The organism is Klebsiella sp. GW_Kp182, from assembly GCF_040062275.1.
GTDB lineage: Bacteria > Pseudomonadota > Gammaproteobacteria > Enterobacterales > Enterobacteriaceae > Klebsiella > Klebsiella michiganensis.
Window position 1 is genome coordinate 71,259 of the sequence record NZ_JBEAFQ010000007.1, and the last position, 22,457, is coordinate 93,715.

The following is a 22,457-nucleotide window of genomic DNA, read 5'->3' on the forward strand; positions in this document are numbered from 1 at the left end:
CCAGCGGCTATTCTTTCATCGCTGATAAATAGCCGGCTGCCGCCGTGTCGTGTTTTTAAACAATATAAAAATGCAATCGGATAATAGAAAGTATCTATTATTCGTTCGAAACTTCAGGAAGTAAAACAATGATTATCCGGCCAGAACAACACTGGTTCCTTCGCTTGTTTGACTGGCACGGCTCCGTGCTGTCAAAAATCGTCTTTCGCCTGCTGCTTAACCTGATGATGTCGATTATCGCGATCATCAGCTATCAATGGTACGAGCAGCTGGGTATCCATCTTACCGTCGCGCCGTTTAGCCTGCTGGGGATCGCCATTGCCATTTTTCTTGGCTTTCGCAATAGCGCCGGATACAACCGCTTTGTTGAAGCGCGCAATTTGTGGGGAACGGTGCTGATTGCCCAGAGAACGCTGGTGCGCCAGCTGAAGAATATCCTGCCGGCCGAAAGCGCAGCCCATCAACGCCTGGTGAGCTACCTGGTGGCGTTTAGCTGGAGCCTGAAGCATCAGCTGCGCAAGACGGATCCGAGCGCCGATTTAGCGCGTCTGCTGCCGGCGCAAAGCGTGGCGGAAATCCTCGCCAGTTCGATGCCAACCAACCGCATTCTGCTGCTGGCAGGCGATGAGCTTGGGCGCCTGCGCGCAGAAGGGAAGATCGGCGATGTCACCTTCAGCCTGATGGACAATAAGCTTGATGAGCTGGGGCACGCGCTGGGCGGCTGTGAGCGCCTCGCCAGCACCCCGGTGCCCTTTGCCTACACGCTCATTTTGCAGCGCACCGTGTATCTGTTCTGTACGCTGCTGCCGTTTGCGCTGGTCGGCGATCTTCACTATATGACGCCGTTCGTGTCGGTGTTTATCTCCTACACCTTTCTGTCGTGGGATTCGCTGGCGGAAGAGCTGGAGGACCCGTTCGGTACCGCAGCCAACGATTTGCCGCTGAACGCGATGTGTAACACCATTGAGCGCAACCTGCTGGATATGACCGGCCAGCATCCATTACCGGAGAAACTGGCGCCGGATCGCCACTACAATCTGACCTGATTTTTGTATGTTTATTATTCGTTAAATAAGTTAAATCTAACGCGTGATAGATAACATTGATTATACAGTCACCGCCCTGATTGTTATGCTTTCGTTAACAAAAAACGCCCGTTATCCTGGCTGGTAACGGGTGATAAGAGATCGTGCGGCGTTTCACCTGCCATACGCCGCCGAAAGCGCATCAGGAGTGAACATGAGTAACAGAAGACGCGTCGTTCCCGGCGTCCATCCCTATGATGGTCCGGCGGGCGGCTGGGGTGCCTTAAAAGCCACCGCTATCGCCGTTCGTACGCAAATGGATGCGCTCGATGCCCCCGCCACGCTGCTGCGGACCAATCAGCCGGATGGCTTTGATTGTCCCGGCTGCGCCTGGCCCGACAAAGAGCATAAATCGACGTTTCAGTTCTGCGAAAACGGCGCCAAAGCGGTGACCTGGGAAGCCACCAGTAAACGGGTCACGGCTGAGTTTCTCGCGGCTAACACCGTGACGTCGCTGCTGGCGCGCAGCGATTTTGAGCTGGAAGGCTACGGGCGCTTAACCCAGCCCCTGGCCTACGATAAGGCCAGCGATACCCTGCGTCCGGTCTCATGGGACGCGGCGTTTACCCGCATCGGCGCCATTCTTCGTACGCTGCAGCCCAATGAAGTCGAGTTTTATACCTCCGGGCGCGCCTCTAACGAAGTGGCCTTCCTGTTCCAGCTGTTTGCCCGCGAATATGGCACCAACAACTTTCCGGACTGCTCCAATATGTGCCACGAGTCGACCAGCGTCGGCCTGCCGCAGTCCATCGGCATCGGTAAAGGGACGGTCTCCCTCGATGACTTTGATAAGACCGAGCTGGTTATCTCTATCGGCCACAATCCCGGAACCAACCATCCGCGCATGATGGGTACGCTGCACGAACTGGCGCGCCGGGGGGTGCCGATTATCGTCTTCAATCCGCTAAAAGAGCGGGCGCTGGAGCGTTTCGCCGATCCGCAGAACGTCATTGAGATGGCGACCTACGGCTCAACCAACATCGCGTCGACCTATTTCCAGGTCAAAGCGGGCGGCGACGCGGCGGCGCTTAAGGGTATCGCGAAGGCGCTGCTCCGGCTGGAAGCAGAGCAGGGCGAGGTGCTGGATCGGGCGTTTATCGATGAGCATACGCTGGGCTTTACCGAATTTGCGCAGGATGTGAATGCGACGCCGTGGCCGGATATTGAACGCGAGTCCGGCCTGACGCGCGGCGATCTTGAACGGGTAGCGGCGGCTTACGCTAAATCTAACGCCACGATTATCACCTACGGTATGGGCATCACCCAGCACAATAAGGGCACCTCTAATGTACGCCTGATAGCCGACCTGCTGCTGATGCGCGGGAATATCGGCAAGCCGGGAGCCGGGATCTGCCCGCTGCGTGGGCACTCCAACGTACAGGGCAACCGTACCGTCGGCATCACGGAAAAGCCGAGCCCCCAGTTTCTCGCCAGCCTGCAGCGGGTGTTTGGTTTTACGCCGCCGCAGGAGCATGGTCACGATGCGGTAAAAGCGCTACAGGCGATGATCGACGGCGAATCGAAAGCGCTGCTCTGCCTTGGCGGGAACTTCGCGGTGGCTATGCCGGATAGCGAACGGGCTTTTCCGGCGATGCGGGGGCTGGATCTGAGCGTGCATATTGGCACCAAGCTCAATCGCTCGCATCTTCTGGTGGCCAATGAGACCTTTATCCTGCCGTGCCTTGGCCGAACCGAACTCGATATTCAGGAGACGGGACGCCAGTCAATCACCGTGGAAGATTCGATGTCGATGGTGCATGCGTCGTCGGGCAAGCTGAAACCCGGTTCGCCAGAGCTGCGATCGGAGCCGGCGATTGTCGCGGGGATGGCCATGGCGACGCTGCCGGAAAGCAAGGTTGACTGGCTGTCGCTGGTCGCCGACTACGATCGCATTCGCGATCTGATCGAGCAGACCATTCCCGGCTTTGACCAGTACAACCAGCGTATTCGCCATCCCGGCGGTTTTCGCATGCCGCTGCCGCCGACGGAGCGTATCTGGCCGACGCCGACCGGCAAAGCGATGTTTTCCGTTTTTCACGGGGTGCACGAAAACCAGCAGGTAGCAGGGCATGACGTGATGCGCCTGGTGACGCTGCGCAGCCACGATCAGTACAACACCACCATTTACGCCATGGACGACCGCTACCGCGGCGTGTTTGGCCGTCGCGACGTGTTGTTTATGAACGAGCAGGATATGGCTGAGCAGGGATTCGAACACGGCGATCGGGTGGATATCAGCTCCGCGCTGCCGGGCCACCATCAGCGGCTGGAAGATATCACGCTGGTCGCCTACAGCATCGCGCCGGGCACCGTTGCCGCCTATTACCCCGAAGCCAACGTGCTGGTCCCTCTGGATTATCTCGATAAAGAGAGCGGCACGCCGTCGTATAAATCGGCGCCCGTCCGTTTAACGCTGCGCTCGAAAGAGATCCGCGCGCTGGCGGGGCTTCGCTAAAACGCCGTTTGCCCGCGGCGATCGTCGCGTCGTGGGCAAAATCGCTACCTCTGCGCCAGAATCAGCTTAATCCCCAGCCCGACAAAACCGGCGGCAAAGCAGGCTCTCAGCCCCTGTAACACCCGCGGACGCGACAGCACGTATCCGCGCATCGCCGCCGAAAAGGCGCCATAGAGCATAAAAACCAGCAGCGTCATCAGCATAAAAACGGCGCTCAGGATCAGCATTTCCCCGATCGGCGAAGCCGAGCCGCGCTGGATAAACTGCGGCAGAAAGGCGAGAAAGAAGAGCGGCAGCTTAGGGTTAAGCAAATTAATCAGAATCGCGTGGCTGATGACCTGGCGCGGGTTGCGTTGCTCGACGCCCTCCACGTTCAGGCTGCCGCGCTGGGTCAGGGTGGCCCATGCGAGGTACAGCAGCCAGGCGACGCCGGCGTACTTCACCAGCTCGAAGGCGCCGGGGGTACTGTGGAGGATGGCCGCCAGCCCGGTTATCGCCGCCAGCATATGCGGAATAATGCCCAGCGTGCAGCCGAAGGCCGCGGCAAAACTCATGCCTCTGCCCGCCGCCAGGCCGGTGGCAATGGTGTAAAGCGTCCCGGTGCCGGGGGCGATGACCACAATCAGCGAAGTCAAAAGAAACTCAGGGGTGATGAACGCCATGATGTCATTCCTGTTGCAGAGAATCGAGGCCCTGAGTATTTCGCAAAGCCGCGCGCCGGTATTGAACAAAATTGCACAACGTCGGCTAGCGGCTCGCCTGATAGCTGCCTGGGGTCATGGCGAACTGCCTTTGAAACGCGCGGGTCAGATGGCTTTGATCGGCAAAGCCGGCCATGAAGGCGGTATCGGCGGGGGAGTGACCTTCGGCGAGCAGGCGGCGCGCCAGGCGCAGGCGGGCCTGTACCAGATAAGCGTGCGGCGTGATGCCGGTTTCGCGAGCGAAGCCGCGGATCAGCTGAAAGCGGCTGAGACCGCAGAGGGTAGCAAGCTCCTCGAGAGAGATTTTCTCTTCGGGGGCATCATCGAGATATTGCCTGGCCAGCGCGATGGAGGGGGTACCGCTTTTATCAGGCCGCCGTGCGCAGAGATGGTATCGGCTCACCCGCATCAGGCAGAGCAGTAGCGCCTCTTCCACGGCGGTATCCTCGGGGGCGCTGGCGACAATCTCGCTAAACAGCCGCAGCATCAGTCCGCGCAGCTGCGGGTCCTCGACCACCGGGCGCAGGAGAATATCTTCGGCCTTTATCGCCCCCTGAAATTCAGCGGCAACCCGCTCGGGATCGAGATAGATCATCTGCCAGCTGCGCGGGCCATTCAGCGGGATACCGTCGTGCATCTCCCCCGGATTAACCATAATGATATTTCCGGCGGCGGCCTCAATTTTGCCCAGATGGCTCCACGAACGCTGCGCGCCCTGAGTGAAAATCCCGATGCCGAACTGGTCGTGGGAATGGCGCGGAAAACTCTGTTCCGTGACTAACGACATGGCTTCCAGTCCCGGCATGGTGAGCCGGTGCTGCTGAACGTGATGAAGGCGAGTTTTCAACGGTTTCTCCTGCCGGGGCATAGCATGAGTGTAGCCTCAGGCACGCGGGACGAGCAACGGTCGACCGGCGCTTGAATTTCATCAACGCAGAACATAACATTTAGCTAACATTTTGCCTGCTGCGCTGCCAGCAGATTGCGCAAACAGTGGATGATAATGGATATTAAACAGCTTAAGTACCTGATTGCGCTCGACAGAACACGACATTTCGGCCAGGCCGCGGCGGCCTGCCATATCACCCAGCCCACGCTATCGATGCGTATCCGCAATCTTGAAGAAGAACTTAATCTGACGCTGATTCAGCGCGGGCAGCGGTTTGAAGGGTTTACCCCAGAGGGCGAGCGTATTCTGGCCTGGGCGCGAGCGCTGCTGGCGGCGCACGACGGGCTGGAGGCGGAGGCGGCTATCTGTCGCGGGCAGATGGTCGGCCAGCTAAGAGTCGGGATGGTGCCTTTAGCCAGCCTGAATCCGATGCAGCTGATCAAGCCGCTGGCGGATAAATACCCGGAGCTGCAGTTCAGTCTGCTGTCCATGACCTCGGAACAGATTATCGACGGCGTTAGCCGCAACCAGCTGGATCTGGGGATCTGCTATCTGCACCACGTCGATAGCCAACTGTTCAACGTGGTCTGGCTGCCGAATACCCGCATGGGGCTGCTGCACGATAGGCGTCATTATCAGTTTGCCGACGCGACGCCTGAGTGGGATACCCTGGCCGCGCTGCCGCTGGGCTTTCTGACCAAGGGCATGTACTACCGTGAATCGATTGAGATGAGCTTTAAGGCCAAGGGGCTGGCGCCAAAATACGTTTTTGAAAGCGACTCTACGTTTCAGATCATCCAGGCGGTGCAGGCCGGGATCTGCTGTGCGATTATGCCGCTGAACAACGGCCTCGAAGCGCTAAGCGATAATCTGGAAATCAGGCCGATCCCCGAGACGGAGGTCGACTCGATGCTGGCGCTGATCATGCGCAACAAAGAGCCGGTGTCGTCGCTGGCGGAAAAATGCTTCGCCGATGCGCAGGTGATTTTTAGCGAACGCCAGTCGGCTGACGGCGCTTAGCTGGCCATCTGCGACTGGATAAATTCAAGCCAGACGCGCGTTCTGGCGGGCATAAAGTGGCGCTCCCGATAGAGGGCGGAGAGCTGTAACGGCGCCGGCGGCAGCTCCAGCGCGACTTCCTGGAGTTCACCGCGATCGATAAACGGGCGGCAGGGTTTCTCCCCCAGAATAGCGAAGCCAACGCCGGCTAACCCGGCGGCGGCTACCATCAAATATTCTCCAGGCTGATCCCGCGAGTTTTCGGACCAAAGATGCCCACCGACAGCATCACCATCAGCATGCTGGCGACGATAAAGCTAATCACGCCTGGGGTACCGGCGTATTGCAAAATAATGCCGATCAAAATGCTGGTGATCGCCGTCGACAGCCGGCTAAAGGAGTAGCAGAAGCCGACCGCCCGCGCGCGAATGTGGGTCGGGAAAACTTCGGCCTGGTAGGCGTGATAGCTAATGGTCAGCCAGGCGTTTGACCAGGTGATCATAAACCCGCAAATCACCAGCAGCACCGGGCTGTTCTGCAGGGCAAACAGGGTGCCAAACACCACCGTCATCAGCGCGGAAAGCACAATTTGCCATTTGTTTTCAAAACGATGAACGAAGCGGGTGCAGAACAGACAGCCAATCGGATAGGCGAGGGTAATAAAGAACGCATACAGCAGGCTGTGGGTGATGCTCGCCCCCTGGCCGGAAAGCAGGGCCGGTAGCCAGTTGCCGAAGCCAAAGAAGCCGATGGCCTGGAAGAAGTTCATTACCATCAGCATGATCGTACGTTTGCGGTACTGCGGCGCCCAGATCGCTTTAAAGCTTCCCAGCCTGCGCGGGTTATCCTGCCTCTCAACCTGGTGGCGCGGCGAGGGAGAAACGCCGCAGCGCTGTTCCATTTCGCACATCACCTTATGGGCTTCCTCGTGGCGGCCTTTTTCATCCAGCCAGCGCGCCGACTCCGGCAGCTTCTTGCGGATAACCCAGATAATCAGCGAACAGAGCGCGCCGAAGATGATCACCCAGCGCCAGCCGGTCAGGCCGAAAAGGGTAATCGGCACCAGCAGCCACGACATCAGCGCCACGGCGGGAACCGATAAAAACTGAATAAAGAAGGCGAAAGCGAAGGCTTTATTGCGCAGATGCGTCGGCACCCATTCGCTTAAATAGGTGTCGATGGTCACCAGCTCAATGCCGAGACCGACGCCGACCAGAAAGCGGCAGAAGATAACCCCTTCAGCGCTGCTTTGCAGGGCCATCATCAGCGAAAATACGCCGTACCAGGCGAGGGCAAACATAAACGTCAGGCGGCGGCCCAGCTTATCCGCCAGCGGCGCAAGCAGGCTGGCGCCAATAAACAGCCCCATAAAGGTGGACGACGCGAAGGCGGCCTGGTCGGAGATACCGAAGATACCCTGCTCGCCGGTATGGAAAATATCCTCTGCCAGCAGCCCGGTGCTGATATAGCCGGTCTGAAAAAGATCGTACAGCTCGAAGAAGCCGCCCAGCGCCAGGAGGGTGATAAAAGACCACAGGCCAACGGAGGCGGGGAGCGCATCGATGCGAGCGGTCAGGCTGGAGTGGGGATGTCCTGGGGAGGCGAACGCGGCGTCGCCCAGAACCTGGGTGGTAGACATATTATTATTTTCCTCAGATAAAATGTTTGCCTGCTAATGTTATTTGATTGTTAATGGTTTTAAATTTTTAATCGCATCGGGGGAGAGAGATTTGCAGAATAAAATAATGCCAATGTGGTTTGGCTGGCGTTGTGTGCTGGTTTTCGCCTGTGGCCCGGCCGCAGAGTGAAGGAATTCACCATCGGGCCGCCAAGTTTGACCTGAAATAAATTTAAGATAACGAGAGATTGTTGCGCTCAGGTTATTCACCTACATTCAAAGCGAGTACTCCCACTCAGGAAAATAATCATGTCTAGTAAGAAAATTTTACAAGCAGCGCTGGCGGCGGCGCTTTCGCTGTCAATGATGGCTACGCCGGTCTTCGCTAATCCCGGTAACGGCGGTGGCAACGGTGGTGGAAATAGCGGTAACCATGGCAACAGTGGTGGGAATAGCGGTAACCATGGCAATAACGGTAACAACGGCAATAGCGGTAAAAACAACGTTGATAAGGGCAACCAGGGTCATAAAGAAGGAAATTCGGGGCAGAGAAAAAACTACGGCAAACCCGATCATGTCTCCGCTGATATCAGCTTCTCCAGAGCGCGTTCGCTGGCGGTAAACTACGGTTTAACCGGCTATCAGTCGCTGCCGCCGGGAATCGCCAAAAATCTGGCTCGCGGTAAACCCTTACCTCCGGGGATTGCAAAAAAAGCGGTTCCGGCATCGATGCTCAACGAACTGCCTTACTATCCTGGCTATGAATGGCGCGTGGTGGGCCAGGATTTAGTGCTGATCGCGCTGAGTACGGCGATCGTGACGTCGATAATTAATGGCGTCTTTGACTAGTGAATTAACCCCGGTTCGCGCCGGGGTTAATCCTGACGGGCAGGCTTAGCGCATTAAGGTCATTCTAAACAAATCGTCACTAAAGCGAGATTTTAACTTTACTCAAATAATTGAATGACTATAATGAGCACAAATTCACACAGGAGAAATATGTTGGACAGTCACCCTTACTTAAACATCAAGGCAAGCTGACGCTATTTTTTCTGCGCTGCTTGCCAACCGGCGGGCAGCAATCTCCTCATCCAGACGATTGCATCCCATAAAAAATAACGCAGCATGGCTGCGAGGATAATCGTCATGTTCATGTTTAAAAATACATTATTCCCTCCACCGTCAACGCGACGTTAATCGCCTCTCTGGCGACAATTTGTCGTGTGCTTAATAAAGCACGTAGTTAATTCTTCCAGCAAAAATGGAGGAAGCTATGTTGATGTTTCCTTATATCGCAAATTTACTCGCCGCGATGCTGTTGGGCGCACTGATTGGCGCCGAAAGACAGTGGCGTCAGCGGATGGCTGGCCTGCGCACCAATGCGCTGGTCGCCACCGGCGCGGCGGTTTTTATTCTGAGCTCTATCTCCACATCGCCGGATAGTCCGGGACGTATTGCCGCGCAGGTGGTTTCCGGAATTGGTTTTCTCGGCGCCGGGGTCATCATGCGGGAAGGTATGAACGTGCGCGGCCTGAATACCGCGGCAACCCTGTGGTGCTCTGCGGCGATTGGCGTACTGTGTGGCTTAGGCCAGTTCTGGCAAGCGGCGGCGGCAACGCTGATCATCCTGTGCGCCAATATTCTACTGCGCGAAGCGGCGCAGAGAATTAATCAGATCCCCGGCGCGACAGAAGAAGAAAAATGCTACGTCCTGAATATTATCTGTCATAGCGAACATGAAAACGCGATTCGTCAGCTATTGCTTAATATCAGTAAAGAGATGACGCTCAGCTTGCAGGGGCTGGTGTCGATAGCAGCAAAAGAACAAGGACATAAAGAAATCCGCATCGAACTGGTTGGTAATACCGACTCCCGCAAAGCGCGAGATCTTATTATGTCAAGAATTGGCGGTGACGAAAACATTACGTCAGTGCGCTGGTGCGTCGAGGGGAGTTAGCCTCCCTGATATTCTACTCTGGCAATGATTTGTCTAAGGAGGGAATGATGGATATTCCCAGGCAATTAAAGTAATAAGCGTTTAATAACGTAAAAATGAATTATGCATAAGTCAATTATGCAGGGATAACGACGTCTTAAATTTGAGGAGTAATCATGACTGACATGAAAATAGAAAACCGGAAAATAAACCGGTCTGCGTCAGAAAATGATAAGCAGCATAAAAAAAGCTTCGCCATTGAAACCGAGGCATTTAACAGCCCGGATCATACGCTGGCGCGGCTCAACAGCAGCCGTCAGGGGCTCACCACCGAAGATGCCCTTGAACGGCTGAATGAATATGGCCGCAATGAAGTCGCGCACGAGCAGGCGCCGCCGGCGCTAATCCAGCTTTTGCAGGCATTCAATAACCCGTTTATCTATGTCCTGATGGCGCTGGCCGCCGTCAGCTTCGTGACCGATTACTGGCTACCGCTGCGTAACGGCGAAGAGACCGATCTGACCGGGATTATCATTATCGTCACGATGGTCAGCCTGAGCGGGTTATTGCGTTTCTGGCAGGAGTTTCGCACCAACAAAGCGGCGCAGGCGCTGAAATCCATGGTTCGCACCACGGCGACGGTACTGCGTCGCGGTCCTGGTAACATGGGGCCAGCGCAGGAGGAGATTGCCATTGAGGAACTGGTGCCCGGTGACATCATCTTCCTGGCTGCGGGGGATCTGGTTCCGGCGGATGTCCGCCTGCTGGAGTCCCGGGACCTGTTCGTCAGCCAGTCGATACTTAGCGGCGAATCGCTGCCGGTGGAAAAGTATGACGTTCTGGCCAGCGTGTCCGGCAAAGGGTGCGACAGGCTTCCCGAGCCGAACAAAGATAAAAGCCTGCTGGAGATGGGCAATATCTGTCTGATGGGCACCAACGTGACCAGCGGCAGGGCGCAGGCGGTGGTGGTGGCTACCGGAAACCGCACCTGGTTTGGTTCGCTGGCGAAGTCCATTGTCGGTACGCGCACCCAGACGGCGTTCGACCGTGGGGTAAACAGCGTCAGCTGGCTGCTGATCCGTTTTATGCTGGTGATGGTGCCGATTGTGCTGCTGATTAACGGCTTCAGCAAAGGAGACTGGGTTGAGGCATCGCTGTTTGCCCTGGCGGTCGCGGTGGGCCTGACGCCGGAAATGCTGCCGATGATCGTCAGCTCAAACCTGGCGAAAGGCGCTATCGCCATGTCGCGGCGCAAAGTGATCGTCAAGCGGCTGAACGCTATTCAGAACTTTGGCGCCATGGACGTGCTGTGCACCGATAAAACCGGCACGCTGACGCAGGACAATATCATTCTTGAGCATCATCTTGACGTCAGCGGCAGCGAGAGCGACCGGGTGCTGACGCTGGCGTGGCTCAACAGCAGCAGCCAGAGCGGGGCGCGCAACCTGATGGACCGGGCGGTGCTGCGCTTTGGCGAGGGGCGGATTGCGCCAGCGACCAAAGAGCGCTTCGTGAAGCTTGATGAACTGCCGTTTGATTTTGTCCGCCGTCGGGTCTCGGTGTCGGTGGAAGATGTCCGCCACGGCGATAAAAGCCTGATCTGCAAAGGCGCGGTCGAAGAGATGCTGATGGTGGCCACGCATCTGCGCGAAGGCGACCGCGTGGTTGCGCTGGATGAAACCCGCCGCGATCTGCTGTTAGCCAAAACGCAGGATTACAACGCCCAGGGTTTCCGCGTGCTGCTGGTCGCGACCCGCAAGCTGGATGACTCCGCCCTGACAACCCCGCTGTGCGCCGCGGATGAGCAAGGGCTGACGGTCGAAGGGATGCTGACCTTCCTCGATCCGCCGAAGGAGAGCGCGGGAAAAGCGATTACCGCGCTGCGCGATAACGGCGTGGCGGTCAAAGTGTTGACCGGCGATAACCCGGTGGTCACGGCGCGTATTTGCCTGGAAGTGGGGATTGATGCCCACGGTATCCTGACCGGCGCGCAGATTGAAGCGATGACGGATAACGAACTGGAGCGCGAAGTGGAAACGCGTTCGGTATTCGCCAAACTGACGCCGCTGCAGAAGTCGCGCATCCTGAAAACGCTGCAGAAAAACGGCCACACCGTCGGCTTCCTCGGCGATGGCATCAACGATGCGCCGGCGCTGCGCGATGCGGACGTCGGTATTTCCGTCGACAGCGCGGCGGATATCGCCAAAGAGGCATCCGATATCATCCTGCTGGAAAAGGATTTGATGGTGCTGGAAGAAGGGGTGATCAAAGGGCGTGAGACCTTTGGCAATATCATTAAGTACCTGAATATGACCGCCAGCTCTAACTTCGGCAACGTCTTCTCGGTACTGGTGGCCAGCGCGTTTATTCCGTTTCTGCCGATGCTGGCGATTCATCTGCTGATCCAGAACCTGATGTACGATCTCTCTCAGCTCTCGCTGCCGTGGGACAAGATGGATAAGGAATTCCTGCGTAAGCCGCGCAAGTGGGATGCGAAAAATATCGGCCGCTTTATGCTGTGGATTGGCCCGACGTCGTCCATTTTTGATATCACCACCTTCGCGCTGATGTGGTACGTGTTTGCGGCGAATCACGTCGAAGCCCAGGCGCTGTTCCAGTCCGGGTGGTTTATTGAAGGGCTGCTGTCGCAAACGCTGGTGGTGCATATGCTGAGAACGCAGAAAATTCCGTTTATCCAGAGTCGGGCGACGTTGCCGGTGCTGCTCACCACCGCGGTCATTATGGCGATGGGCATCTACATTCCGTTCTCGCCGCTGGGGGCGATGGTCGGGCTGGAGCCGCTGCCGCTGAGCTACTTCCCGTGGCTGATCGCGACGCTGCTCAGCTACTGCCTGGTCGCGCAGGGCATGAAGCGTTTCTATATCAAACGCTTTGGTCAGTGGTTCTGATGATAAGGAGGCGCAGAGATGAATCGTTCTCCGGACACCCTCATCGCGCTGATATTTTTCCTGGTGGGTCTGCTGGTGCTGTTGCTGGCTATCTGGCAAATCCTGTTCTGAAAAAGGGGGCGCGATGCGCAGAGGATCGCTGGATAAAGTCTTTATTCAGGTGGCGATTATTGCGGCCATCATTATTCTGCTGACAATCTGGATTAGATAAGAGGAGCCCGGGCCATTGGCCCGGGTTTAGCATTTCTGCCGGGGAAAGGATTACAGATCGAAGCGGTCGAGGTTCATCACCTTGGTCCATGCGGCAACGAAGTCATTCACGAACTTCTGCCGCGCATCGCTGCAGGCATACACTTCAGCCAGGGCGCGCAGGACGGAGTTGGAGCCAAACACCAGGTCAACGCGGGTAGCGGTATATTTCTCTTCGCCGCTCTTACGGTCGCGGCCGATAAACAGCTCAGCGTGCTCGTCAGCGGCTTTCCAGACGGTGCCCATATCGAGCAGGTTAGCGAAGAAATCATTGCTCAACACCCCCACGCGGTCGGTAAACACGCCGTGTCGGCTGCCGTCGAAGTTCGCGCCCAGCACGCGCAGACCGCCCACCAGTACCGTCATTTCCGGCGCCGTCAGCGTTAACTGCTGCGCTTTATCAATCAGCAGCGTTTCGGTAGAGATGCCGCCGCCAACGCGACGATAGTTGCGGAAACCATCGGCCAGCGGCTGCAGCAGATCCATCGCTTCCACATCGGTCTGATCCTGACGCGCATCGACGCGGCCAGGGGCGAAGGGAACGCTAACCTGAACGCCCGCCGCCGCGGCAGCCTGCTCAATGCCCACCACGCCGGCCAGAACGATAATATCGGCCAGCGACGCTTTACCGGATGCCTGCTGAATCCCCTGCAGGGTCGGCAGCACGCGGGACGCGATGGCGTTTACCGGCCAGGATTTCTGCGGTTCCAGCGCCAGACGCGCGCCGTTGGCGCCGCCGCGTTTATCGCCGCCGCGGAAGGTGGAGGCCGATGCCCAGGCCACGGAAACCAGCTCGCTGACCGAAAGGCCGGCGTCGGCAATGGCGGTTTTCAGCGTCGCGATATCCTCTGCGGTTGGGGTGTGGACCGCCGCCGGTAGCGGATCTTGCCAGATCAGATCTTCTTTCGGCACTTCCGGGCCCATGTAGCGGGACTTCGGCCCCATATCGCGGTGGATAAGTTTAAACCACGCGCGGGCAAAGGCTTCGTTAAAGGCCTGCGGGTCGTTAAGGAAGCGGCGGGAAATCTTGTCGAACTCCGGGTCGAAGCGCAGCGTCAGGTCGGTGACCAGCATGGTCGGCTTGCGTTTTTTCTCCGGATTAAACGGGTCAGGAATGATCTCCGGCGCATCTTTCGCTTCGAACTGAATCGCGCCTGCCGGGCTGCGGGTTTGCACCCACTCATATTTGTACAGGTTTTCGAAGAAGTAGTTGCTCCACTGGGTCGGCGTTTGCGTCCAGACCACTTCCAGACCGGAGGTGATCGCGTCGGCGCCCGCGCCGCTGCCGTAGCTGTTCGCCCAGCCGAGTCCCTGCGCTTCAATCGGCGCCGCTTCCGGCTCTGCGCCAACGTGGCTGGTCACCGCGGAACCGTGGGTTTTGCCCAGCGTATGACCGCCGGCGATCAGCGCGACGATCTCTTCATCATTCATTGCCATATTGCCGAAGGTCGCGCGAATCGCGGAGGCGGCGGAGAGCGGGTCGCCGCTGGCGTTGGGGCCTTCAGGGTTGACGTAAATCAGCCCCATTTCGGTCGCGCCGATGGCCTGCTGATTCAGGCTTTCCGGATGACGATGGGCCAGCCATTCGGTTTCGTTACCCCAGTCGACGTCCAGATCCGGTTCCCAAACGTCTTCACGACCGGCACCGAAGCCAAACGTACGGAAACCGGCATTTTCCAGCGCCACGTTGCCTGCCAGCATATAGAGGTCGGCCCAGGAGATTTTTTGCCCGTATTTTTGTTTTACCGGCCACAGCAGGCGACGGGCTTTGTCGAGGCTGACGTTATCCGGCCAGGAGTTGAGCGGTGCGAAACGCTGCTGGCCGCGGCCCGCGCCGCCGCGCCCGTCAACGGTACGATAGGTACCGGCGCCGTGCCACGCCATACGAATAAACAGCCCGATATAGCTACCCCAGTCCGCTGGCCACCACTCCTGAGAATCGGTGAGCAGGGCGCGCAGATCGGCCTTCAGGGCCGAGTAGTCGAGCTTCTTAAACTCTTCGCGGTAGTTAAAGTGTTCGCCCAGCGGGTTTGAACGATTGGAGTGCTGATTCAGCAGATCCACCCGTAGTTGATTTGGCCACCAGTCGCGGTTGCCGGTGCCACCGCCCGCGCTCTGGGTGGGCGTCGCCGTCTCGGCGTGGAAAGGGCATTTCCCTGCCGACGGGGTATTCGAAGGATCGTTTGACGTGCTCATATCAGGCTCCGTTTGCTTTTGTGAATGCCATTACGATATACACTGCTACCAATAAGCGATATTTGAATGAGTCTACGGATTTAATAGTTATTTCCGTTCAATGCCTTTGTAAAAACCGAACATATATCATTGTTCAATGATTGATTGTTCAGTATTGACTCAACCACAATAGTCGTAACATACGCGTAAAGGAATCGTTAAGACATCATCCCCGCCAGCGAAGACCGATTGTTTGAGTTACGACAATTTTAGTGCGTAAAACGGCTTAGCGCTGCCAGTATAAAGGCGTACCAAAAACGTCGATAAAATAGTCTATTACCGCACGTACGTTTAACGAAGGATGACGGGCGTGAGGGTAGATCGCCGACACCGGCGAGGGGCTGCTGCCGATCGCCGCGCTGTAGTGAGGCATCAGCTGAATCAGCCTTCCAGCCCCCATGGCTTCATTGACCATCCAATCGGGAAAGAGCACCACCCCCATGCCTCCCAGCGCAGCGGTCAGCAGCGCATCGGCGTTATTTGATGCCAGCCGCGGCGTTTGCGGATAGTGAACCCATTCTCCCTCCGCGAGGCGGAACAGCCAGCGGTTAGGTCCATTTGAACCGCTGTAGACCAGCGTGCTGTGATGGCGAAGATCTTCCGGTTTCTCCGGCATGCCGCAGCGCTGCAGATAGTCCGGAGCCGCAACCAGATAGTGATGCTGCATACCCAGTACTCTGGCATGAACGCTGGAGTCCGGCAGGCTGCCGATGCGGAAAATCAGGTCGGTCGCTTCGCGGTGCGGATCGATAAAATCATCGGTCAGCGCCAGCGCAATTTGCATCTGTGGATAGCGCTGCGTCAGCCCCGGCAGCCACGGCGCGATATGGCGCTGGCCAAAATAGACCGGGGCGTTGATCCGCACCAGTCCACCCGGCTCAAGACGACGGTCCTGCAGGTCGCGCCTGGCAACGCTGAACCGTTCGCCGAGCCCTCTGGCATGTTCGGCAAACAGGCGTCCCGCTTCGGTGGGAACCACCGCCCGGGTATTACGATAAAAGAGCTGCTGGCCGAGCGCATCCTCAAGCTGGTGAATGACGCGCGACACCATCGAGGGCGAAACGCCTTCCCGCCTCGCCACCACGGAGAAACTCTGGCTGTCATAGACGGCGATAAACAGCTGTAGCGCCCGAAAATTTACATTACCCGCATCGCTCATTAATGCAATATCCGCAAAAGTGTTTCCCTGATTGTATCGTTTTTCACATTACTTCGCTGCTTTATGCTCTGCCACCCAATCAATAATCGGATATCAACGATGCAGTTATTACTTATTTTTCTTGTGATTGCCGGCGGCATGGGGTTATCCGTGGAAGCCGGACTACTCGGGCCGCTTGCCGGTCAGGTAGGGGACCTGTGGGCCACCTTCAGCATTTTTAGCGTCGGGAGCGCGCTAACCTTTCTGCTGATGCTGCTGTTTGGCCCCAGGCAGGGTCCCTCGTTCTTCTCCTTACCGGGCTGGCAGCTTACCGGAGGCGTACTGGGGCCCATTTACGTCGTCATCTTAACCATCGCCGTACCGGTTATCGGTATCGCCATGACGATGATCGGCATTCTGGCCGGTCAGGTATGCAAAAGCCTGCTGATTGACCACTACGGTCTGTTTGGTTCGGCAAAACGTAAAATCGATGGACGGCGGGTTATCGCGCTGCTGTTTATCATCGTCGCCCTGATTCTGATCGCCACAAGCTGAGGAGTTAACATGAGTAGCATAATGATTTTGCTGGCGCTGGTCGGCGGCGCGATGCTGAGTATGCAGGCGGCGATTAATGGCCGTTTGGGCAGCCTGGTGGGCGTATTTCGCAGCGCGTTTCTCACGTTTGCGGTGGGCGCCTTGATCACGGCGCTGCTGATTTTTTATTTTGCCCCCCATCAGTCGACAACGCTGCTGGATGTGCCGAAATGGCAGCTGCTGGGCGCATTTTGCGGGATTCCCTATATCGTAATTATGGTGGTGGCGGTGCAGCGTATCGGTACCGCGACGGCCACGGTGGCGGTGATTTTTGGCCAACTGGCCATGAGTCTGCTGATCGATAATTTTGGCTGGCTGGGTAACGACGCCATTGCCTTTTCAGCGGGGCGGCTGGGGGCCATCGTCTGTCTGGGGCTGGCGCTGTTCTTTATTTACCGCTCCAGCGCGGCGGCAAAAGCTGAAGATAAGGAGAGTTAGCCCACCTGTTCAGGTGAGTTGTCGCGCATCGCCAACCGCGGTCATACTGTTCGTCACCCTGTGACTGGCGCTTTAGACAGGTACTGTCGGGGAGCATGGGGATCGCCGCCGCGCGCCTGGGCATCACATCACTTTACCGGAGATACGCTATGCCTGAGATACCGTCGCTGCTGACCTTCGCGCTTGTTGCCCTTGGCCTGGTATTGACCCCGGGGCCGAATATGATCTATCTGATTTCGCGCTCGATTTGCCAGGGAAGAAGGGCCGGACTGGTCTCCCTCGGCGGGGTGGCGCTGGGGTTTGTGTTTTATATGCTGTGCGCCGCTTTCGGTATTACCGCACTGATCTTCGCCGTTCCCTACGCTTACGACGCGTTGCGCATCAGCGGCGTGGTCTATCTGCTTTATCTGGCCTGGCAGGCGGTGAAGCCCGGCGGGCGCTCGGTCTTTGCGGTGCGCGACCTGCCTGCCGATAGCGGCCGTAAGCTGTTTATGATGGGCTTTATTACTAACCTGGCGAACCCTAAAATCGCCATCATGTATCTCTCACTGCTGCCGCAGTTTATCTCTCCCGGACACGGCAGCATCCTTGCGCAGTCGCTGGTGCTGGGAGGGACGCAGGCGCTCATTAGCGTAGCGGTTAATGCGCTGATTGTGGTGATGGCCGGGCAGGTGTCGCTGTTTCTCGCGGGGCGCCCGTTATGGCAGCAGTTTCAGCGCTGGCTGATGGCGACGGTGCTGGCGGGGATGGCGGTGAAAATTGCCTTCGAGGCGCGGAAGTAATCGCTGCGCCCGGCGGTGCTACGCTGCCGGGCGCAGGGGAATGGCTTTAGGCCCCTGGCCCTATCAGCTGTGAGCGGATCGTCGCCTCCGGCATCATCTCCAGCAGGCCGTTGCTCAGCATCTCTCCCGCCTCCTGCAGCGCGCTAAGCGGCATTTCCGGCAGGCTTTCAAGAATAAACCACATCCGCGGACTCTCCACGCTCAGACGAGTACGTACTCCCTGTCGCCAGTTCCAGCGTCGGCAGGTCACGCCGCGATCGTCGCCCCAGACCACTTCTCCCGCATCGGGATATTCGTGAACGATCTGCCCCTCTTTGACGGTATCGAACGGTTCGCTGCCGTCCGCGAGCTTGAGGTGCGGGGCGCCAACGTAAGCCGCCAGGTTTTCGCCGCCGACCGGCACGGCGTAGCGCAGGCTCACCGCATTATAGAGATCGACGATGGGATCGATCGCAGCCATCTCGCCATCGCGCAGCACCCGCCTGCGCAAGGCTTCCGCCGAGCAGGGCGTCCGCTTGGGTTTTGCGCCAAAGGCGCGGAATACCTCGTTCCAGGCCTGCAGGTGCGCCTCCGCCCACTGCGGCTCGCCGGCGATAACCGCCTGGCAGGCGGAGCGGAGCGCATCGGACCCGACCAGGGGGGCGCGTACGACAGCGGAAACGACATCAATGCTCAGGGCGCGAAAGCCGGGGGCCAGCGCGGAGACCTGCGGGCTGATTGACGGTAATACGCTATTCATTGGATAATCCTGTAACGACCATTTTAAAGCATAATATCGACCGATGACCAATAAAGTCAATATAACGACCGACGCGGGCGCCGATGCCGCCATGATTAATGAAGCCGTTGCGGCGCGCATTAAGCGCTACCGGGCGGAAAAGAAGATCTCCCTGGATGAGCTGTCGCGACGCGCGGGCGTCAGCAAAGGTATGCTGGTAGACATTGAAGCCTGTAGGGCCAATCCCAGCATTGCGCTGTTGTGCCGTCTGGCCTCGGCGCTGGGCGTTTCCGTGGCCGATTTTGTCAATGTCGCCACCGCGCCGCCGGTAAAGGTGATTGCAGAAGGCGAGATTCCCACGCTGTGGCAGGGCGAGCAGGGCGGCAAGGCGCGGCTCCTTGCCGGTACCAGCGGTCCGGATATGGTTGAGCTCTGGCAGTGGAGCCTCAATCCGGGAGAGATGTTCACATCGCCGGGGCACGGGGAGGGGACGACTGAGCTGCTTTTCGTGACCGAGGGCGCCTTAACCCTGACGGTTAACGACGGGGTCTATCTGATTCGAGAGGGGGATTCCGCCGTCGCGCGTACCGACGCCCCGCATAGCTACGCTAACGCCGGGGATAAGATCGCGCGATTCACCATGACGGTGAGCGAAAAAGCGCGCTAGCAAGCGTTTCCCGGCGAGCGGCTATCGTCCCGACCGCTCGCCGCCTTCACGCCATACGCACCAAATCCATGCAATGCCCCATCATCACTCCCCATTTTTGGGAGCCGCGGCGGCGCCTGCCGTCGTAGGGCTGATTTTACGCGCGCTGCGCGCCTGGCATAGACCTTGCACACTCCTGTTCAGAAGGCAGCGCAACAGACAATTGAGATAACACAATAGCTGGCTAGGGTTCCGGTTCACTCAGGTGAACGTCTGGTCCGAGAGCTGGCGACCTCTGCGAGGTTACACGGCGGGACAAAAGCCCGGGAGACAGCAGCACCGTTGGGTGTCGCGCTGCCCCCGTTTCTCGTGCTAACCAGAGGTCCACCATGAAGACACCGCCGATCCTCCGCTCTCTTATCCTGTCGCTGGCGCTGCTGGCCAGCGTCCCCTCGTTTGCCGCCGTCAAAAAAGAGTTCAACATCTGCTGGACTATCTATGCCGGATGGATGCCCTGGGGCACCATCAGCAACGAAAAGATCATCGATAAATGGGCCAGTAAATACGGCATCAAAATCAATATCGTTCAGCTGAACGACTACATCGAATCCATTAACCAGTACACCGCGGGCCAGTTTGACGGCTGCACCATGACCAACATGGATGCCCTGACCATTCCGGCGGCGGGGGGCGTTGATACCACGGCGCTCATTACCGGCAGCTACTCCGACGGCAACGACGGCGTGGTGCTGAAGGGGGCGGATAAAAAGCTCAGCGATCTGAAAGGCATGGCGGTGTATCTCCCGGAGCTTTCGGTATCGCACTACCTGCTGGTTCGCGGTCTGGAAAAAGCCGGGCTGCAGGAAAAAGACGTCAAAGTGGTCAATACCTCGGATGCGGATATCGTCTCGGCTTTTGGCACCAGCGGCGTACGCGCGGCGGTGGCCTGGAATCCGCAGCTTTCGGTTATCAAAAAGACGCCGCAAACCACGGAGGTCTTTAGCTCTTCGCAGGTTCCCGGCGAGCTGATCGACATGATGGTGGTGAATACTCAGACCCTGAAAGATAACCCGGCGCTGGGTAAAGCCCTGACCGGCGCCTGGTTCGAGATGATGGCCAAAATGCAGGCCGGAGACACGCAAGCGCTAAGCGCAATGGCCGCCGATTCCGGCACCGACCTCGCGGGCTACCGGGCGCAGCTCAAAACAACCCATCTCTTCTGGACGCCTGCCGATACCCTGACGTTTATCTCCTCGCCGGCGCTGGCAAAAACCATGCAGCGGGTGGCGCAGTTCTCTTTTGATAAAGGGCTGCTGGGAGAGGGAGCGCAGAGCGCTGACTTTATCGGCATGACCTTCCCCGGCGGCGTCACCGTCGGCGATACCGCCAACAGCAAACTGCGCTTTGACGACAGCTATCTGAAGCTGGCGGCGGCGGGGCAGCTGTAATGATTGACCTTGGGAGTCCACGCCATGCGCCACATTAACCGCTATCCCCGGCAGGGTATGCGCCTGACGCTGATGCTATTGCCCTTCGTCCTGATGATCGCCGCCTGGTTTATCGGTTCGGCGGTGCGGCTGGAAGCCAACCCGCAGGATAAGCTGCTGCCCGGCCTGTCGCAGATGATCGCGGCCATCGATCGGATGGCCTTCACCCCGGATAAACGCAGCGGCGAGTATCTGCTGTGGGCCGACACGCTGATTAGTATGAGCCGCCTGCTGATTGGTCTGGCGCTCTCGTCGCTGATTGGCCTGGGCATCGGCATCGCCGCCGGCGTGTTCCCGATGTACCGCGCGGCGCTGTCGCCGCTGATGACCGTGGTGTCGATGATCCCGCCGCTGGCGATCCTGCCGGTGCTGTTTATCGTCTTCGGCCTGGATGAGCTATCAAAAGTGATGCTTATCGTCATTGGCATTACGCCGATGCTGGCGCGCGACCTTGAACAGCGGGCGCGGGAAATCCCGGCGGAGCTGTTTATCAAAGCGCAAACCCTCGGCGCCAATAGCTGGACGGTGGTGCTGCGGGTAGTGCTGCCGCAGCTGCTGTCGCGGCTGATAACCTCCCTGCGCCTGCTGCTGGGCTCCGCATGGCTGTTTTTGATCTCCGCCGAGGCTATTTCCGCCACCGCCGGTCTCGGCTATCGCATATTCCTCGTCCGCCGCTATATGGCGATGGACGTGATTATTCCTTACGTCATCTGGATAACCCTGCTGGCGTGGCTGATGGATCTGGCTCTGCGCCAGCTGCACAAAGCCTGTTTCCCGTGGGCGGAAGGAGGCCGGGCATGAGCTTTATCGACATCAAAAATATCTGGCAGGAGTACGGCGACCACGTGGTGCTGGAGCGCATCAATTTGCAGGTGAAAGAGGGCGAGTTCTGTTCGATGGTCGGCGCGTCCGGCTGCGGGAAGTCGACGTTTTTACGCCTGCTGCTCGGCCAGGAAAAGCCGACTCGCGGGGAAATCACCCTCGACGGCCAGCCGCTGGCGGCGGAGCCGGACCGCAGCCGCGGCGTGGTGTTTCAGCGTTATTCGGTTTTCCCGCACCTCAACGTGCTGGATAACGTCGCCATTGGCCTCGAACTCCCGGCGTCACCGCTGTTTGGCCGGCTGTTTGCCGGCAGGAAACGCGACGCGCGCGAACGGGCGCAGCGGATGCTGGAGAAAGTCGGGCTGGGGCACGCGCTGAATAAATATCCGGCGCAGCTCTCCGGCGGGATGCAGCAGCGGCTGGCGATCGCCCAGGCTTTCGTCATGCAGCCGCGCGTACTGCTGCTTGATGAACCCTTCGGCGCGCTGGATCCCGGTATTCGCAAGGATATGCACGGGCTGCTGCTCCAGCTGTGGAGCGAAACGCGGATGACGGTTTTTATGGTCACCCACGACCTCGCGGAGGGCTTCAACCTTGGCACCCGGCTGCTGGTTTTCGACAAAGTGCGCATCGATCCGCAGGCGCCCAACGCCTGGGGGGCGCGCGTTACCTACGATATTCCGCTCAATGAAGCGCGGATGTCGCAGATAACCACCGGCAGCGACAATAACGTTTACGCATTAAGGAGATAGTTTG

General features: G+C 58.1%; 21 protein-coding genes, 1 pseudogene and 1 riboswitch. Of the genes and pseudogenes, 15 read left to right on the top strand and 7 right to left on the bottom strand.

What is annotated here, in order from left to right; genetic code table 11:
• Positions 1 to 128: 128 nt before the first annotated feature.
• Positions 129 to 1,046 (top strand): bestrophin family ion channel, encoded by a 918-nt coding sequence (locus ABLU88_RS08815; protein WP_014229301.1) that lies wholly within the window; start codon positions 129 to 131, stop codon positions 1,044 to 1,046.
• A 193-nt stretch (positions 1,047 to 1,239) separates the two neighbouring features.
• The gene (locus ABLU88_RS08820; protein ID WP_025108271.1) at positions 1,240 to 3,540 is read left to right on the top strand and encodes an FdhF/YdeP family oxidoreductase; all 2,301 of its coding nucleotides are present in this window, start codon (positions 1,240 to 1,242) and stop codon (positions 3,538 to 3,540) included.
• Between the two features lie 44 nt (positions 3,541 to 3,584).
• On the opposite strand, the gene ABLU88_RS08825 is transcribed toward ABLU88_RS08820, so the two are convergent.
• On the bottom strand, positions 3,585 to 4,202 hold the full coding sequence (locus tag ABLU88_RS08825; protein WP_014229303.1) for a LysE family translocator: 618 nt from the start codon (positions 4,200 to 4,202) through the stop codon (positions 3,585 to 3,587).
• A gap of 85 nt (positions 4,203 to 4,287) precedes the next feature.
• Positions 4,288 to 5,088: an AraC family transcriptional regulator gene (locus tag ABLU88_RS08830; protein WP_049104247.1), complete on the bottom strand. Its 801-nt coding sequence runs from the start codon at positions 5,086 to 5,088 to the stop codon at positions 4,288 to 4,290.
• Positions 5,089 to 5,244: 156 nt separating this feature from the next.
• Here ABLU88_RS08830 and ABLU88_RS08835 point away from each other — a divergent pair, with 156 nt between their 5' ends.
• Positions 5,245 to 6,150 carry a LysR family transcriptional regulator gene (locus ABLU88_RS08835; RefSeq protein ID WP_014229305.1) on the top strand — a complete coding sequence of 302 codons (906 nt, stop codon included), beginning with the start codon at positions 5,245 to 5,247 and terminating at the stop codon, positions 6,148 to 6,150.
• Here the strand turns inward: ABLU88_RS08835 and ABLU88_RS08840 are convergent.
• Positions 6,147 to 6,341: pseudogene (locus ABLU88_RS08840) on the bottom strand (LysR substrate-binding domain-containing protein); the annotation flags it as partial. The gene ABLU88_RS08835 and the pseudogene ABLU88_RS08840 overlap by 4 nt on opposite strands.
• A 17-nt stretch (positions 6,342 to 6,358) precedes the next feature.
• Entirely contained in the window at positions 6,359 to 7,768 is a 1,410-nt protein-coding gene (locus tag ABLU88_RS08845; RefSeq protein ID WP_025108275.1) for an MFS transporter, read from the bottom strand.
• Between the two features lie 288 nt (positions 7,769 to 8,056).
• On the opposite strand from ABLU88_RS08845, the gene ABLU88_RS08850 reads away from it, so the two are divergent.
• From ABLU88_RS08850 to mgtU, 5 genes are all read left to right on the top strand, one after another.
• Complete coding sequence (locus tag ABLU88_RS08850; protein WP_032749146.1) at positions 8,057 to 8,596, top strand: anti-virulence regulator CigR family protein; 540 nt, start codon at positions 8,057 to 8,059, stop codon at positions 8,594 to 8,596.
• A 412-nt stretch (positions 8,597 to 9,008) separates the two neighbouring features.
• A complete protein-coding gene (locus tag ABLU88_RS08855) occupies positions 9,009 to 9,704 on the top strand; it encodes an MgtC family protein (protein ID WP_025108277.1) in 696 nt (231 codons plus the stop codon).
• A 155-nt stretch (positions 9,705 to 9,859) separates the two neighbouring features.
• Complete coding sequence (gene mgtA, locus ABLU88_RS08860) at positions 9,860 to 12,592, top strand: magnesium-translocating P-type ATPase (protein WP_025108278.1); 2,733 nt, start codon at positions 9,860 to 9,862, stop codon at positions 12,590 to 12,592.
• 18 nt (positions 12,593 to 12,610) lie between these two features.
• A complete protein-coding gene (gene mgtR / locus ABLU88_RS08865; protein WP_014229313.1) occupies positions 12,611 to 12,703 on the top strand; it encodes a protein MgtR in 93 nt (30 codons plus the stop codon).
• Positions 12,704 to 12,716: 13 nt separating this feature from the next.
• Positions 12,717 to 12,803, top strand: coding sequence for a magnesium transporter protection protein MgtU (gene mgtU, locus ABLU88_RS08870; RefSeq protein ID WP_251009858.1), 87 nt, complete (start codon positions 12,717 to 12,719; stop codon positions 12,801 to 12,803).
• 50 nt (positions 12,804 to 12,853) lie between these two features.
• Here the strand turns inward: mgtU and katG are convergent, their stop codons facing one another.
• Complete coding sequence (gene katG, locus ABLU88_RS08875) at positions 12,854 to 15,037, bottom strand: catalase/peroxidase HPI (RefSeq protein WP_032695023.1); 2,184 nt, start codon at positions 15,035 to 15,037, stop codon at positions 12,854 to 12,856.
• Between the two features lie 265 nt (positions 15,038 to 15,302).
• On the bottom strand, positions 15,303 to 16,235 hold the full coding sequence (locus ABLU88_RS08880) for a LysR family transcriptional regulator (protein WP_348836336.1): 933 nt from the start codon (positions 16,233 to 16,235) through the stop codon (positions 15,303 to 15,305).
• A 99-nt stretch (positions 16,236 to 16,334) separates the two neighbouring features.
• On the opposite strand from ABLU88_RS08880, the gene ABLU88_RS08885 reads away from it, so the two are divergent.
• From ABLU88_RS08885 to ABLU88_RS08895, 3 genes are all read left to right on the top strand, one after another.
• Positions 16,335 to 16,769 carry a DMT family transporter gene (locus ABLU88_RS08885; protein ID WP_004850792.1) on the top strand — a complete coding sequence of 145 codons (435 nt, stop codon included), beginning with the start codon at positions 16,335 to 16,337 and terminating at the stop codon, positions 16,767 to 16,769.
• Positions 16,770 to 16,778: 9 nt separating this feature from the next.
• Positions 16,779 to 17,246: a DMT family transporter gene (locus tag ABLU88_RS08890; protein WP_348836338.1), complete on the top strand. Its 468-nt coding sequence runs from the start codon at positions 16,779 to 16,781 to the stop codon at positions 17,244 to 17,246.
• Positions 17,247 to 17,395: 149 nt separating this feature from the next.
• On the top strand, positions 17,396 to 18,028 hold the full coding sequence (locus ABLU88_RS08895; RefSeq protein WP_014229317.1) for a LysE family translocator: 633 nt from the start codon (positions 17,396 to 17,398) through the stop codon (positions 18,026 to 18,028).
• Between the two features lie 46 nt (positions 18,029 to 18,074).
• Here ABLU88_RS08895 and ABLU88_RS08900 read toward each other — a convergent pair whose 3' ends face one another.
• Positions 18,075 to 18,767, bottom strand: coding sequence for a B3/4 domain-containing protein (locus tag ABLU88_RS08900; protein WP_154905551.1), 693 nt, complete (start codon positions 18,765 to 18,767; stop codon positions 18,075 to 18,077).
• A gap of 43 nt (positions 18,768 to 18,810) precedes the next feature.
• Between ABLU88_RS08900 and ABLU88_RS08905 the strand changes: the two genes are divergently transcribed.
• The 4 genes from ABLU88_RS08905 (at position 18,811) to ABLU88_RS08920 (ending at position 22,453) form a co-directional block, all read left to right on the top strand.
• Positions 18,811 to 19,413, top strand: coding sequence for an XRE family transcriptional regulator (locus tag ABLU88_RS08905; protein ID WP_014229319.1), 603 nt, complete (start codon positions 18,811 to 18,813; stop codon positions 19,411 to 19,413).
• Between the two features lie 212 nt (positions 19,414 to 19,625).
• Positions 19,626 to 19,724: riboswitch (guanidine-I (ykkC/yxkD leader) on the top strand.
• Positions 19,725 to 19,781: 57 nt separating this feature from the next.
• Positions 19,782 to 20,840 carry a putative urea ABC transporter substrate-binding protein gene (locus ABLU88_RS08910; protein WP_014838452.1) on the top strand — a complete coding sequence of 353 codons (1,059 nt, stop codon included), beginning with the start codon at positions 19,782 to 19,784 and terminating at the stop codon, positions 20,838 to 20,840.
• Positions 20,841 to 20,864: 24 nt separating this feature from the next.
• A complete protein-coding gene (locus tag ABLU88_RS08915; protein WP_009652192.1) occupies positions 20,865 to 21,680 on the top strand; it encodes an ABC transporter permease in 816 nt (271 codons plus the stop codon).
• Entirely contained in the window at positions 21,677 to 22,453 is a 777-nt protein-coding gene (locus ABLU88_RS08920; RefSeq protein WP_009652163.1) for an ABC transporter ATP-binding protein, read from the top strand. The genes ABLU88_RS08915 and ABLU88_RS08920 overlap by 4 nt, the downstream gene beginning before the upstream one ends.
• Positions 22,454 to 22,457: the final 4 nt, after the last annotated feature.

Bases quoted from the DNA above. Each gene is read 5' to 3' on its own strand.
- mgtA (WP_025108278.1), top strand. From the start codon at position 9,860: ATGACTGACATGAAAATAGAAAACCGGAAAATAAACCGGTCTGCGTCA.
- ABLU88_RS08845 (WP_025108275.1), bottom strand. From the start codon at position 7,768: ATGTCTACCACCCAGGTTCTGGGCGACGCCGCGTTCGCCTCCCCAGGA.
- ABLU88_RS08825 (WP_014229303.1), bottom strand. From the start codon at position 4,202: ATGGCGTTCATCACCCCTGAGTTTCTTTTGACTTCGCTGATTGTGGTC.
- mgtU (WP_251009858.1), top strand. From the start codon at position 12,717: ATGCGCAGAGGATCGCTGGATAAAGTCTTTATTCAGGTGGCGATTATT.
- ABLU88_RS08880 (WP_348836336.1), bottom strand. From the start codon at position 16,235: ATGAGCGATGCGGGTAATGTAAATTTTCGGGCGCTACAGCTGTTTATC.
- ABLU88_RS08850 (WP_032749146.1), top strand. From the start codon at position 8,057: ATGTCTAGTAAGAAAATTTTACAAGCAGCGCTGGCGGCGGCGCTTTCG.
- mgtR (WP_014229313.1), top strand. From the start codon at position 12,611: ATGAATCGTTCTCCGGACACCCTCATCGCGCTGATATTTTTCCTGGTG.
- ABLU88_RS08920 (WP_009652163.1), top strand. From the start codon at position 21,677: ATGAGCTTTATCGACATCAAAAATATCTGGCAGGAGTACGGCGACCAC.
- katG (WP_032695023.1), bottom strand. From the start codon at position 15,037: ATGAGCACGTCAAACGATCCTTCGAATACCCCGTCGGCAGGGAAATGC.
- ABLU88_RS08835 (WP_014229305.1), top strand. From the start codon at position 5,245: ATGGATATTAAACAGCTTAAGTACCTGATTGCGCTCGACAGAACACGA.
- ABLU88_RS08905 (WP_014229319.1), top strand. From the start codon at position 18,811: ATGACCAATAAAGTCAATATAACGACCGACGCGGGCGCCGATGCCGCC.
- ABLU88_RS08910 (WP_014838452.1), top strand. From the start codon at position 19,782: ATGAAGACACCGCCGATCCTCCGCTCTCTTATCCTGTCGCTGGCGCTG.
- ABLU88_RS08820 (WP_025108271.1), top strand. From the start codon at position 1,240: ATGAGTAACAGAAGACGCGTCGTTCCCGGCGTCCATCCCTATGATGGT.
- ABLU88_RS08815 (WP_014229301.1), top strand. From the start codon at position 129: ATGATTATCCGGCCAGAACAACACTGGTTCCTTCGCTTGTTTGACTGG.
- ABLU88_RS08895 (WP_014229317.1), top strand. From the start codon at position 17,396: ATGCCTGAGATACCGTCGCTGCTGACCTTCGCGCTTGTTGCCCTTGGC.
- ABLU88_RS08900 (WP_154905551.1), bottom strand. From the start codon at position 18,767: ATGAATAGCGTATTACCGTCAATCAGCCCGCAGGTCTCCGCGCTGGCC.
- ABLU88_RS08915 (WP_009652192.1), top strand. From the start codon at position 20,865: ATGCGCCACATTAACCGCTATCCCCGGCAGGGTATGCGCCTGACGCTG.
- ABLU88_RS08855 (WP_025108277.1), top strand. From the start codon at position 9,009: ATGGAGGAAGCTATGTTGATGTTTCCTTATATCGCAAATTTACTCGCC.
- ABLU88_RS08890 (WP_348836338.1), top strand. From the start codon at position 16,779: ATGAGTAGCATAATGATTTTGCTGGCGCTGGTCGGCGGCGCGATGCTG.
- ABLU88_RS08885 (WP_004850792.1), top strand. From the start codon at position 16,335: ATGCAGTTATTACTTATTTTTCTTGTGATTGCCGGCGGCATGGGGTTA.